We start from the raw sequence: 12,727 nt of genomic DNA on the forward strand, positions 1-12,727 counted from the left end.
AAGCTGAAGCGGCGATAGCGTGGTAACGGTTTTACGGTATAGTAATTTTTTCTTTACGATTGCTGTAAAAATAAATCCACAATACACGCATAATGGTTCGCTATGTCACATAACACCCGACCTCTGAATCGACAGGACTACAAAACCCTCACGCTCGCGGCCTTAGGCGGTGCGCTGGAGTTTTACGACTTCATTATCTTCGTCTTCTTCGCTGCCGTAGTGGGGGAGCTCTTCTTCCCGGCAGATATACCGGAGTGGCTGCGTCAGGTGCAAACCTTCGGCATTTTTGCTGCCGGGTATCTGGCGCGTCCGCTGGGCGGCATTATCATGGCCCACTTTGGCGATCTGGTCGGGCGTAAAAAGATGTTTACCCTCAGCATCCTGCTGATGGCGGTACCCACGCTGGCCATTGGTCTGCTGCCCACCTATGCCTCGATGGGCATTCTCGCGCCGCTGCTGCTGTTGCTGATGCGCGTGCTTCAGGGCGCGGCGATTGGCGGTGAAGTGCCGGGCGCGTGGGTGTTTGTCGCAGAGCATGTTCCGGCGCGCCGCATTGGTATCGCCTGCGGAACCTTAACCGCGGGGCTGACGGTCGGGATCCTGCTCGGCTCGGTGGTCGCCACCATTGTGAATACCAGCATGACGCAGCAGGCCGTACACGACTGGGGCTGGCGTATTCCGTTCCTGCTGGGTGGGGCGTTTGGCCTGGTGGCGATGTACCTGCGCCGCTGGCTGCAGGAGACACCGATTTTCCTCGAAATGCAGCAGCGTAAAGCGCTGGCGCAGGAGCTGCCGGTGAAGGCGGTTGTGGTACGTCATAAAAAGGCGGTGGTGGTGTCGATGCTGCTCACCTGGCTACTCTCGGCCGGGATTGTGGTGGTGATATTGATGTCTCCGGTGTGGCTGCAAAAGCAGTACGGTTTCGCCCCAGCCGTGACGCTACAGGCAAACAGTATCGCGACAATCATGCTCTGCTTTGGCTGTCTGGCCGCCGGGCTGGCGGCAGATCGTTTCGGGGCCAGCGTTACCTTTATTGTCGGCAGCCTGTTACTGGCCGCTTCAAGCTGGGCGTTTTACCATCTGGCTGGCAGCCATCCTGAACAGTTGTTCCTGCTGTACGGCGTGGTAGGGCTGTGCGTGGGCGTTGTCGGCGCGGTGCCTTACGTCATGGTGCGCGCGTTCCCGCCGGAGGTACGCTTCACCGGGATCTCATTTTCCTACAACGTGTCGTATGCCATTTTCGGTGGGCTGACGCCGATTGCGGTGACGGTCCTGATGGGCGTCTCTCCCATGGCTCCGGCCTGGTACGTGCTGGCGCTGTCGGTGATGGGGCTGGTATTGGGATTTTGGCTTCGTCAGGCGGGGGGATGTCGTGCCCGCGAGGCGGGCACGACAGAGGGATCAGTGTTTTTCACCAATCGGTAGAACGGTGCGGTCAAACTGCTCGTTCAGCACTTCACCCATTGCCAGGTAGATAGCGCTTGCGCCGCAAACCAGACCAATCCAGCCGGCAACGTGAACGATGCCTTCGTTATCCACCAGGTGACCGATTGCCAGCAGGGCAAACAGCACGGTCAGGCTCAGGAAGACGAACTGCAGCATGCGGTTGCCTTTCAGGGTACCGAAGAACATGAACAGGGTGAAGACGCCCCACAGGCCCAGGTAGACGCCCAGGAAGTGGGCGTTTGCCGCGTCTGCCATGCCCATTTTAGGCAGCAGCAGAATGGCGACCAGGGTCAGCCAGAAAGAACCGTAAGAGGTGAAGGCGGTTAAGCCGAAGGTATTGCCTTTCTTATATTCCAGCAGGCCCGCAAAGATTTGCGCGATACCGCCATAAAAAATGCCCATCGCCAGGATGATGCCATCCATCGGGAACATCCCGATATTGTGCAGGTTCAGCAGAAGAGTGGTCATGCCAAAACCCATCAGGCCCAGCGGAGCCGGATTAGCCAACTTAGTGTTGCCCATAAGTCCTCAAAAAAATCATCATTAATATGGTGAAATGGTTAAACCCGCGTCAGTTCTCCCTGACGGGGCGCGGCATCATAATGGGCGCAATCGATGGCGTCTATGATCTCATCAGGGTGAAATTAAAATTTTTTTTATGCTTGCCCCTTGATGGATGCCGTCGCGACCCCATCTTGTAGTCAACCGCAGTGTGTGGACCTGAAAAAAATCAAATCTGGGCAGTTGAAAAAGCACGTTCTGCCCTTATTACAGGTACACAACCACATGTTGACTGAATTTTTAGTGGAGACGTTTAGATGGGTAAAATTATTGGTATCGACCTGGGTACTACCAACTCTTGTGTAGCGATTATGGATGGCACTACTGCACGCGTGCTGGAGAACGCCGAGGGCGATCGCACCACGCCTTCTATCATTGCTTATACCCAGGACGGTGAAACTCTGGTTGGTCAGCCGGCTAAACGTCAGGCAGTGACAAACCCGCAAAACACTCTGTTTGCGATTAAACGCCTGATCGGTCGCCGCTTCCAGGACGAAGAAGTTCAGCGTGACGTTTCCATCATGCCTTACAAAATCATCGCGGCAGATAACGGCGATGCATGGCTTGATGTGAAAGGCACCAAAACAGCACCACCGCAGATTTCTGCTGAAGTGCTGAAAAAAATGAAGAAAACCGCAGAAGATTACCTGGGTGAGCCGGTAACTGAAGCTGTTATCACCGTTCCTGCATACTTCAACGATGCTCAGCGTCAGGCAACCAAAGATGCTGGCCGTATCGCAGGTCTGGAAGTAAAACGTATCATCAACGAACCAACCGCGGCTGCTCTGGCTTACGGTCTGGATAAAGAAGTCGGCAACCGTACTATCGCGGTTTACGACCTGGGTGGTGGTACCTTCGATATCTCTATTATCGAAATCGACGAAGTTGACGGCGAAAAAACCTTCGAAGTTCTGGCAACCAACGGTGATACCCACCTGGGTGGTGAAGACTTCGATACCCGTCTGATCAACTACCTCGTTGACGAGTTCAAGAAAGATCAGGGCATTGACCTGCGTAATGACCCGCTGGCTATGCAGCGCCTGAAAGAAGCCGCTGAGAAAGCGAAGATCGAACTGTCTTCCGCTCAGCAGACCGACGTGAACCTGCCGTACATCACTGCAGACGCGACCGGTCCTAAACACATGAACATCAAAGTGACCCGTGCGAAACTGGAAAGCCTGGTAGAAGACCTGGTGAACCGTTCTATCGAGCCGCTGAAAGTTGCTCTGCAGGACGCTGGCCTGTCCGTGTCTGATATCAACGACGTTATCCTCGTTGGTGGCCAGACCCGTATGCCAATGGTGCAGAAGAAAGTGGCTGAGTTCTTTGGTAAAGAGCCACGTAAAGACGTTAACCCGGACGAAGCAGTGGCTATCGGTGCTGCGGTTCAGGGTGGCGTACTGACCGGTGAAGTGAAAGACGTACTGCTGCTGGACGTTACCCCGCTGTCTCTGGGTATCGAAACCATGGGCGGTGTGATGACTGCGCTCATCAACAAAAACACCACCATCCCAACCAAGCACAGCCAGGTGTTCTCTACCGCTGAAGACAACCAGTCTGCGGTAACCATTCATGTGCTGCAGGGTGAGCGTAAGCGTGCGGCGGATAACAAATCTCTGGGTCAGTTCAACCTGGACGGTATTAACCCGGCACCGCGCGGCATGCCACAGATCGAAGTCACCTTCGACATCGATGCTGACGGTATCCTGCACGTGTCTGCGAAAGACAAAAACAGCGGTAAAGAGCAGAAGATCACCATCAAGGCATCTTCTGGTCTGAACGAGGCGGAAATCGAAAAAATGGTTCGCGATGCCGAAGCTAACGCGGAATCCGACCGTAAGTTCGAAGAGCTGGTTCAGACCCGTAACCAGGGTGACCATCTGCTGCACAGCACCCGTAAGCAGGTTGAAGAAGCAGGCGATAAACTGCCAGCGGAAGACAAGACTGCTATCGAAGCTGCACTGAGTGCGCTGGAATCCTCACTGAAAGGTGAAGATAAAGCGGACATCGAAGCGAAGATGCAGGAACTGGCACAGGCTTCTCAGAAGCTGATGGAAATCGCTCAGCAGCAGCACGCTCAACAGCAGGCGGGCGCTGACGCTTCGGCGAACAATGCGAAAGACGACGATGTTGTCGACGCTGAGTTCGAAGAAGTTAAAGATAAAAAATAATCGCCCTGATGCAGGGTAATTAATCGGCACGGGCGTAGGAGAACTCTCCACGCCCGTGCTCGCATGTTAAGGGGCTTAAAAAAACCAATGGCAAAGCAAGACTATTACGAGATTTTAGGCGTTCCGAAAACTGCGGAAGAGCGTGAAATCAAAAAGGCGTATAAGCGCCTGGCCATGAAATTCCACCCGGACCGTAATCAGGGTGACAAAGAGGCTGAAGCCAAATTTAAAGAGATCAAAGAAGCCTACGAAGTTCTGACCGATGCACAAAAACGTGCGGCCTATGACCAGTACGGTCACGCAGCCTTTGAACAGGGCGGCATGGGCGGCGGTGGATTCGGTGGCGGCGGCTTTGGCGGCGGTGCCGACTTCAGCGATATCTTTGGTGATGTGTTTGGCGACATCTTCGGCGGCGGGCGTGGTCGTCAGCGCGCGGCGCGCGGCGCGGATCTGCGCTACAACATGGATCTGACGCTGGAAGAGGCCGTTCGCGGTGTTACCAAAGAGATCCGTATTCCGACGCTGGAAGAGTGTGACGTCTGCCACGGCAGCGGCGCGAAAGCGGGTACCCAGCCGCAGACCTGTCCAACCTGTCACGGCTCCGGTCAGGTTCAGATGCGTCAGGGCTTCTTCGCGGTACAGCAGGCCTGTCCTCACTGTCACGGTCGCGGTACGCTGATTAAAGATCCGTGCACCAAATGCCACGGCCACGGTCGCGTTGAGAAAACCAAGACCCTGTCCGTTAAAATCCCGGCTGGCGTGGATACGGGCGACCGCATCCGTCTGGCGGGTGAGGGTGAAGCTGGTGAACACGGCGCACCGGCAGGCGATCTGTACGTTCAGGTGCAGGTGAAACAGCACGCTATCTTCGAGCGCGAAGGGAACAACCTGTACTGTGAAGTGCCGATCAACTTCGCGATGGCGGCTCTCGGCGGCGAAATCGAAGTGCCGACGCTGGATGGTCGCGTCAATCTGAAGATCCCGGGCGAGACCCAGACCGGTAAGCTGTTCCGCATGCGCGGGAAAGGCGTTAAATCCGTTCGCGGTGGTGCGCAGGGCGACCTGCTGTGCCGCGTCGTCGTGGAAACACCGGTTGGCCTGAACGATAAGCAGAAACAGCTGCTGAAAGAGTTGCAGGAAAGCTTTGGTGGTCCGACGGGTGAGAAAAACAGCCCGCGTTCCAAAAGCTTCTTCGATGGCGTCAAAAAATTCTTCGATGATTTGACCCGCTAATCCGTTAGCTGGTTTTCATCTTCAAAAAGCCCGGAAGCGATTCCGGGCTTTTTTTATTTACGGTTATTGCTCGGTAAAAGTGAATCTATACTCAATATTAATCTGTTTTTGCCGATCTATTTGGCTTGGTATTATGGTTTTATCGAGGTATTGTTGTAAAAGAGAGAACTTAAATGAAATTACTACACCGTTTCTTTAGCAGTGAGGCGTCCGGTGGCGTGCTCCTGATTATTGCCGCAGCGGCCGCGATGGTGCTGGCTAATCTTGGCATCACGCGGGATCTCTATCATGCATTTCTGGAAACGCCCGTTGAGCTGAAGGTCGGGGCGCTGGAAATTAACAAGAACATGCTGCTGTGGATCAACGATGCGCTGATGGCGGTGTTCTTCCTGCTGGTGGGGCTTGAAGTTAAGCGTGAGCTGGTTCTGGGCTCGCTTGCCAGCCGCCAGCGCGCGGCGTTCCCGGTCATTGCCGCGCTCGGTGGGATGGTGGTGCCGGCGCTGCTCTTCCTGGCGTTCACCTGGCAGGATCCGGTTGCACGTCACGGCTGGGCGATCCCGGCCGCGACGGATATCGCTTTTGCGCTCGGGGTGCTGGCCTTGCTGGGAAGCCGCGTGCCGGTTGCGCTGAAAATCTTCCTGATGGCGCTGGCGATCATCGATGATCTTGGCGCCATTGTGATTATCGCGCTGTTCTATACCAGCGATCTGTCGATCCTGTCTCTGAGCGTGGCTGCCGGAGCGATTGCGGTGCTGGCGCTGCTGAACATCTTTAACGTGCGCCGCATCGGTATCTACATCCTCGTGGGGATGGTGCTGTGGACGGCGGTGCTGAAATCCGGCGTGCACGCCACGCTGGCTGGGGTGATCGTCGGCTTCTTCGTACCGCTTAAGCCTCAGGACGGCAAGTCGCCGGCCAAACAGCTGGAGCATGTGCTGCACCCGTGGGTCGCCTTTATGATCCTGCCCCTGTTTGCGTTTGCTAACGCCGGGGTTTCGCTGGGCGGCGTGACGCTGGACGGGCTGACGTCCGTGCTGCCGCTGGGCATTATTGCCGGTCTGTTTATCGGTAAGCCGCTGGGTATTAGCCTCTTTTGCTGGCTGGCGACGAAACTGAAGCTGGCGTCATTGCCGCACGGCACCACGTTTAAGCAGATTATGGCCGTTGGCGTGCTGTGTGGAATAGGATTTACGATGTCGATCTTTATCTCGACGCTGGCATTTGGCGCGCATGCGCCTGAGCTGATCGTCTGGGCGAAACTCGGCATTCTCATCGGGTCATTACTGGCCGCCGTAATTGGTTATACCTTGTTGAAGGTGAAATTGTCCGGACAGGCCGTCCAGGCATAACGGAACACCGGGAGGAGGCGATCCTTCTCCCGAAACACACTCAAGGAGCGAAGACGCGATGTCTCATTTGAATTACAACCATCTTTACTACTTCTGGCACGTCTATAGACAGGGCTCGGTGGTCGGGGCTGCAGAGGCGCTCTACCTGACGCCGCAAACCATCACCGGGCAAATCAAGGCGCTGGAAGAACGTTTGCAGGGCAAGCTGTTCAAGCGTAAGGGGCGCGGGATTGAACCCAGCGAGCTGGGTGAGTTGGTTTTCCGCTACGCGGACAAAATGTTTACCCTTAGCCAGGAGATGCTGGATATCGTCAACTACCGCAAAGAGTCGAACCTGCTCTTTGATGTTGGCGTGGCGGATGCGCTGTCCAAACGGCTGGTGAGCGGCGTGCTGGATGCGGCGGTGGTTGAAGATGAACAAATTCATCTTCGCTGCTTTGAATCCACCCACGAGATGCTGCTGGAACAGCTGAGCCAGCACAAGCTGGACATGATTATCTCGGATTGTCCGATCGACTCGACGCAGCAGGAAGGGCTGTTCTCGGTGAAAATTGGGGAATGCGGCGTGAGCTTCTGGTGCATTAATCCGCCGCCGGAGAAACCCTTCCCGGCCTGCCTGGAAGAGCGTCGACTGCTGGTGCCGGGAAGACGTTCCATGCTGGGGCGCAAGCTCCTGAACTGGTTTAACTCGCAGGGGTTAAACGTGGAAATCCTCGGCGAATTTGACGATGCGGCGCTAATGAAAGCCTTTGGTGAAGCCCACAACGCCATCTTCGTTGCGCCGACGCTCTACGCGCACGATCTCTATTCGGACGACAAGATTACGGAGATAGGCAGAGTGGATAACGTGATGGAGGAGTATCACGCCATCTTTGCTGAAAGGATGATTCAGCATCCGGCGGTACAGCGAATCTGTAACCGTGACTACTCGGCGCTGTTTACGCCACCGGCAATCTGAAGATATAAAAAAACCCGCGTTAAGCGGGTTCTTTTAAAACAAGCAACAACAAGCGGCGATTAAGCCAGTTTGTTGATCTGCGCGGTCAGGTTTGCTTTATGACGCGCTGCTTTGTTTTTGTGGATCAGACCTTTAGCAGCCTGACGATCCACGATTGGTTGCATTTCGTTAAATGCGTTCTGCGCAGCAGCTTTGTCGCCAGCTTCGATAGCTGCGTATACTTTCTTGATGAAAGTACGCATCATAGAGCGACGGCTTGCATTGTGCTTACGAGCCTTTTCAGACTGAATAGCACGTTTCTTAGCTGATTTGATATTAGCCAAGGTCCAACTCCCAAATATGATCTATGTGGACAATTCAAAGGCCGAGGAATATGCCCTCTATACCTTCTTTTGTCAATGGATTTGTGCAAATAAGCGCCGTTAATGTGGCGACGCTACGTTACGTAGTGATGGCGCAGGATTCTACCAGCTTGTTGTCCGTGAATACAGCTTTTCGGCATAAAAATCGCAGTTCGCGAGCAGATTTTTTCGCTGCGAAAGGTCAGCCTGATGAAATCATTACGGCTTTCTGTTTTGCACGAACAATCGCCGGTTAACCTTAACCGCTGTACAAGGTATACTTTGGCGATTTTCACTGTTTTGAGCCAGACATGAAGCTGATACGCGGCATACATAATCTCAGCAGAGCCCCGCACGGGTGCGTGCTGACCATTGGTAATTTCGACGGCGTGCATCGTGGTCATCAGGCGCTGTTGCAGGGATTGCGTAAAGAAGGGGAGGCCCGCGGCCTGCCCGTTGTAGTGATGATTTTCGAACCGCAGCCGCTGGAGCTGTTTGCGGGCGATAAATCTCCCGCCCGTCTTACACGCCTGCGCGAGAAGTTGCGCTATCTGGCTGAGTCCGGCGTGGACTATGTATTGTGCGTACGTTTCGATCGCCGCTTTGCCGCGCTGACAGCACAAAATTTCGTCAGCGACCTGCTGGTGAAGCGTCTTGGCGTGCAGTTTCTTGCCGTGGGCGATGATTTCCGCTTTGGCGCTGGTCGTCAGGGTGATTTCTTGCTATTACAGAAGGCTGGTCTGGAGTACGGTTTTGACGTCACCAGCGCGATGACCTTCTGTGAAGGCGGCGTGCGCGTCAGCAGCACGGCAGTGCGGCAGGCGCTGGCCAACGATGAACTGGATACGGCAGAAAACCTGCTGGGACATCCGTTCACCATCTCTGGTCGCGTGGTCCATGGCGATGCGCTGGGCCGCACGATAGGTTTCCCGACGGCGAATATACCGCTGCGTCGTCAGGTTTCCCCGGTTAAAGGGGTCTATGCGGTGGAAGTGGCAGGACTGGGCGAAAAGCCGTTTTACGGCGTCGCCAACATTGGCACGCGTCCGACCGTCGCCGGTGTGCGTCAACAGCTAGAAGTGCACCTGCTGGACGTTGTAATGGACCTGTATGGTCGCCATATAGATGTGATACTGCGTAAAAAAATACGCAACGAGCAGCGATTTGGTTCGCTGGATGAACTCAAAGCGCAAATTGCGCGAGATGAATTAACAGCCCGCGAGTTTTTTGGGCTTTGAACCCGGCTTAACTGCCTACGTGATAAATACGGAACCGAGAATCTGATGAGTGACTATAAATCAACCCTGAATTTGCCGGAAACAGGGTTCCCGATGCGCGGCGATCTCGCCAAGCGTGAACCGGGAATGCTGGCGCGTTGGACCGATGATGACCTGTACGGCATCATTCGTGCAGCCAAAAAAGGCAAAAAAACCTTCATTCTGCATGATGGCCCTCCCTATGCGAATGGCAGCATTCATATTGGTCACTCTGTAAACAAGATTCTGAAAGACATTATCGTGAAGTCCAAAGGACTCGCAGGATATGACTCGCCTTACGTTCCGGGCTGGGACTGCCACGGCCTGCCAATCGAGCTGAAAGTTGAGCAGGAATTTGGCAAGCCTGGTGAGAAATTCACCGCCGCTGAGTTCCGTGCGAAGTGCCGCGAATACGCAGCCACCCAGGTTGACGGTCAGCGCGCTGACTTCATCCGTCTGGGCGTACTGGGCGACTGGTCGCATCCGTACCTGACCATGGACTTCAAAACCGAAGCCAACATCATCCGTGCGCTGGGCAAAATCATCGGTAACGGCCACCTGCACAAAGGCGCGAAGCCGGTGCACTGGTGCGTGGACTGCCGTTCTGCGCTGGCAGAAGCGGAAGTGGAGTATTACGACAAAACCTCTCCGTCTATCGACGTAGCCTTCCATGCCGTCGATCAGGATGCGGTGAAAGCCAAATTTGGCGTGTCGTCCGTTAACGGCCCGATCTCGCTGGTGATCTGGACCACCACCCCGTGGACCCTGCCAGCCAACCGCGCGATCTCCCTGTCCGGTGAGTTCGAATACGCGCTGGTGCAGATTGACGGCCAGGCGGTTATCCTGGCGAAAGATCTGGTTGAAAGCGTGCTGAAGCGCGCGAACATCGCCGATTACACCGTGCTGGGCACAGTTAAAGGCGACGCGCTGGAGCTGATGCGCTTCAAACACCCGTTCCTGGACTTCGACGTTCCGGCGATCCTGGGCGACCACGTCACGCTGGACGCGGGTACCGGTGCGGTACATACCGCCGGTGGCCACGGTCCTGACGACTACAACATCAGCCTGAAGTACGGTCTGGAAATCGCTAACCCGGTGGGGCCGGACGGCTCCTACCTGCCTGGCACCTACCCCGCGCTGGACGGCATCAACGTCTTCAAAGCGAACGACATTATTGTCGACATGCTGCGCACCAGCGGCGCGCTGCTGCACGTTGAAAAAATGCAGCATAGCTATCCGTGCTGCTGGCGTCACAAGACGCCAATTATCTTCCGTGCGACCCCGCAGTGGTTCGTCAGCATGGATCAGAAGGGCCTGCGCGAGCAGTCTCTGAAAGAGATCAAAGGCGTGCAGTGGATCCCGGACTGGGGCCAGGCGCGTATCGAATCCATGGTGGCTAACCGTCCTGACTGGTGTATCTCCCGCCAGCGTACCTGGGGCGTGCCGATGTCGCTGTTCGTGCATAAAGAGACGCATGAGCTCCACCCGAACACCTTGGAACTGATGGAAGAAGTGGCGAAGCGCGTCGAAGTTGACGGCATCCAGGCGTGGTGGGATCTCGACGCCCGCGACATCCTGGGCGCTGATGCGGATAACTACGAGAAAGTGCCGGATACCCTGGACGTGTGGTTCGATTCCGGGTCTACCCACTCCTCCGTGGTTGACGTGCGTCCGGAGTTTGCCGGTCACGCTGCCGATATGTATCTGGAAGGGTCTGACCAACACCGCGGCTGGTTCATGTCATCTCTGATGATCTCTACCGCCATGAAGGGTAAAGCGCCTTACCGTCAGGTACTGACTCACGGCTTCACCGTGGATGGTCAGGGCCGTAAGATGTCCAAATCTATCGGTAACACCGTTTCTCCGCAGGATGTGATGAACAAGCTGGGCGCAGACATTCTGCGTCTGTGGGTGGCGTCGACCGACTACACCGGCGAAATGGCGGTGTCTGACGAGATCCTGAAACGCGCTGCCGACAGCTATCGTCGTATTCGTAACACCGCGCGCTTCCTGCTGGCGAACCTGAACGGGTTCGATCCGGCAAAAGACATGGTGAAACCGGAAGAGATGGTCGTGCTGGACCGCTGGGCGGTAGGCTGCGCGAAAGCGGCGCAGGAAGATATCCTGAAGGCCTATGAGTCTTATGACTTCCACGAAGTGGTGCAGCGCCTGATGCGCTTCTGCTCCATCGAGATGGGCTCGTTCTACCTCGACATCATCAAAGACCGTCAGTACACCGCGAAAGCGGACAGCGTGGCGCGTCGTAGCTGCCAGACCGCGCTGTTCCATATCGCAGAAGCGCTGGTACGCTGGATGGCGCCGATCATGTCCTTCACCGCGGATGAAATCTGGGGTTACCTGCCGGGCGATCGTGAGAAGTATGTCTTCACCGGCGAATGGTACGAAGGTCTGTTCGATCTCTCCAGCACCGAAGCGATGAACGATGCCTTCTGGGACGAGCTGCTGAAAGTGCGTGGCGAAGTGAACAAGGTTATCGAGCAGGCACGTGCTGACAAGAAAGTCGGCGGCTCTCTGGAAGCGGCAGTGACCCTGTACGCGGAGCCAGAGCTGGCGGCGAAGCTGACGGCGCTGGGAGATGAATTACGATTTGTCCTGTTGACCTCCGGTGCGAAAGTTGCGGATTATGCTGACGCGTCTGCTGATGCTCAGCAGAGCGAACTGCTCAAAGGACTGAAAGTCGCGCTGAGCAAAGCCGACGGTGAGAAATGCCCGCGTTGCTGGCATTACACCACCGATGTCGGTCAGGTGGCGGAACACGCAGACATCTGCGGACGCTGTGTAAGCAACGTCGCCGGTGACGGCGAAAAACGTAAGTTTGCCTGATGAGTAAAACTCTCTGTTCAACAGGACTGCGCTGGCTGTGGCTGGTTGTGGTGGTGCTGATTATCGATCTGGGCAGCAAGTTCCTGATCCTCCAGAACTTTGCTCTGGGGGAGACGGTGCCGCTGTTCCCGTCGCTTAACCTGCACTACGCGCGCAACTACGGTGCGGCGTTCAGTTTCCTTGCCGACAGCGGTGGCTGGCAGCGCTGGTTCTTTGCGGGTATCGCTCTCGGTATCTGCGTGATCCTGGCGGTGCTGATGTACCGCTCGAAGGCAACGCAAAAGCTGAATAACATCGCCTACGCGCTGATCATTGGCGGCGCGCTGGGCAACCTGTTTGATCGCCTGTGGCACGGCTTTGTGGTCGATATGATCGACTTCTACGTCGGCGACTGGCACTTCGCGACCTTTAACCTCGCCGATAGCGCCATTTGCATCGGTGCGGCGTTAATCGTGCTGGAAGGCTTCTTGCCTAAACCGGCCGCGAAAGAGCAGGCGTAAGCATCAATGCCGGGTGGCGCTACGCTTACCCGGCCTACAGAATTTGTGGCTTCCCGTAGGCCCGGTAA

General features: G+C 55.7%; 10 protein-coding genes and 1 pseudogene. 9 read left to right on the forward strand and 2 right to left on the reverse strand.

Going from position 1 to position 12,727, the window contains the following annotated elements:
* Window positions 1-102 precede the first annotated feature (102 nt).
* Entirely contained in the window at window positions 103-1,425 is a 1,323-nt protein-coding gene (locus FHC52_RS02100; protein ID WP_095442975.1) for an MFS transporter, read from the forward strand.
* Here the strand turns inward: FHC52_RS02100 and satP are convergent.
* Window positions 1,402-1,968, reverse strand: a complete 567-nt coding sequence (gene satP / locus FHC52_RS02105; protein WP_126287602.1) for an acetate uptake transporter — start codon at window positions 1,966-1,968, stop codon at window positions 1,402-1,404. The two genes, FHC52_RS02100 and satP, sit on opposite strands and share 24 nt — an antisense overlap.
* A 296-nt stretch (window positions 1,969-2,264) precedes the next feature.
* On the opposite strand from satP, the gene dnaK reads away from it, so the two are divergent.
* The 4 genes from dnaK (at window position 2,265) to nhaR (ending at window position 7,718) form a co-directional block, all read left to right on the forward strand.
* Entirely contained in the window at window positions 2,265-4,178 is a 1,914-nt protein-coding gene (gene dnaK, locus FHC52_RS02110) for a molecular chaperone DnaK (RefSeq protein ID WP_008502041.1), read from the forward strand.
* 87 nt (window positions 4,179-4,265) lie between these two features.
* A complete protein-coding gene (gene dnaJ / locus FHC52_RS02115; protein ID WP_008502040.1) occupies window positions 4,266-5,411 on the forward strand; it encodes a molecular chaperone DnaJ in 1,146 nt (381 codons plus the stop codon).
* Between the two features lie 173 nt (window positions 5,412-5,584).
* Window positions 5,585-6,760, forward strand: coding sequence for a Na+/H+ antiporter NhaA (nhaA, locus tag FHC52_RS02120; RefSeq protein ID WP_023326672.1), 1,176 nt, complete (start codon window positions 5,585-5,587; stop codon window positions 6,758-6,760).
* 58 nt (window positions 6,761-6,818) lie between these two features.
* Window positions 6,819-7,718 (forward strand): transcriptional activator NhaR, encoded by a 900-nt coding sequence (nhaR, locus tag FHC52_RS02125; protein WP_008502038.1) that lies wholly within the window; start codon window positions 6,819-6,821, stop codon window positions 7,716-7,718.
* A 59-nt stretch (window positions 7,719-7,777) separates the two neighbouring features.
* On the opposite strand, the gene rpsT is transcribed toward nhaR, so the two are convergent.
* Complete coding sequence (gene rpsT, locus FHC52_RS02130) at window positions 7,778-8,041, reverse strand: 30S ribosomal protein S20 (protein ID WP_008502037.1); 264 nt, start codon at window positions 8,039-8,041, stop codon at window positions 7,778-7,780.
* Window positions 8,042-8,156: 115 nt separating this feature from the next.
* Here rpsT and FHC52_RS22750 point away from each other — a divergent pair.
* From FHC52_RS22750 to lspA, 4 genes and pseudogenes are all read left to right on the forward strand, one after another.
* A pseudogene (locus FHC52_RS22750) lies at window positions 8,157-8,363 on the forward strand (DUF2575 domain-containing protein); the annotation flags it as partial.
* Window positions 8,364-8,370: 7 nt separating this feature from the next.
* On the forward strand, window positions 8,371-9,297 hold the full coding sequence (gene ribF, locus FHC52_RS02135; protein WP_023326674.1) for a bifunctional riboflavin kinase/FAD synthetase: 927 nt from the start codon (window positions 8,371-8,373) through the stop codon (window positions 9,295-9,297).
* A gap of 45 nt (window positions 9,298-9,342) precedes the next feature.
* Window positions 9,343-12,159 (forward strand): isoleucine--tRNA ligase, encoded by a 2,817-nt coding sequence (gene ileS, locus FHC52_RS02140; RefSeq protein WP_025912149.1) that lies wholly within the window; start codon window positions 9,343-9,345, stop codon window positions 12,157-12,159.
* Entirely contained in the window at window positions 12,159-12,659 is a 501-nt protein-coding gene (lspA, locus tag FHC52_RS02145; RefSeq protein WP_008502034.1) for a signal peptidase II, read from the forward strand. Before ileS ends, lspA begins: the two co-directional genes overlap by 1 nt.
* Window positions 12,660-12,727 lie beyond the last annotated feature (68 nt).

This window comes from Enterobacter sp. EC_64 (assembly GCF_019584165.1).
GTDB classification, from domain to species: domain Bacteria; phylum Pseudomonadota; class Gammaproteobacteria; order Enterobacterales; family Enterobacteriaceae; genus Enterobacter; species Enterobacter roggenkampii.

Bases quoted from the DNA above. Each gene is read 5' to 3' on its own strand.
- satP (WP_126287602.1), bottom strand. From the start codon at position 1,968: ATGGGCAACACTAAGTTGGCTAATCCGGCTCCGCTGGGCCTGATGGGT.
- nhaR (WP_008502038.1), top strand. From the start codon at position 6,819: ATGTCTCATTTGAATTACAACCATCTTTACTACTTCTGGCACGTCTAT.
- ribF (WP_023326674.1), top strand. From the start codon at position 8,371: ATGAAGCTGATACGCGGCATACATAATCTCAGCAGAGCCCCGCACGGG.
- ileS (WP_025912149.1), top strand. From the start codon at position 9,343: ATGAGTGACTATAAATCAACCCTGAATTTGCCGGAAACAGGGTTCCCG.
- nhaA (WP_023326672.1), top strand. From the start codon at position 5,585: ATGAAATTACTACACCGTTTCTTTAGCAGTGAGGCGTCCGGTGGCGTG.
- FHC52_RS02100 (WP_095442975.1), top strand. From the start codon at position 103: ATGTCACATAACACCCGACCTCTGAATCGACAGGACTACAAAACCCTC.
- lspA (WP_008502034.1), top strand. From the start codon at position 12,159: ATGAGTAAAACTCTCTGTTCAACAGGACTGCGCTGGCTGTGGCTGGTT.
- dnaJ (WP_008502040.1), top strand. From the start codon at position 4,266: ATGGCAAAGCAAGACTATTACGAGATTTTAGGCGTTCCGAAAACTGCG.
- dnaK (WP_008502041.1), top strand. From the start codon at position 2,265: ATGGGTAAAATTATTGGTATCGACCTGGGTACTACCAACTCTTGTGTA.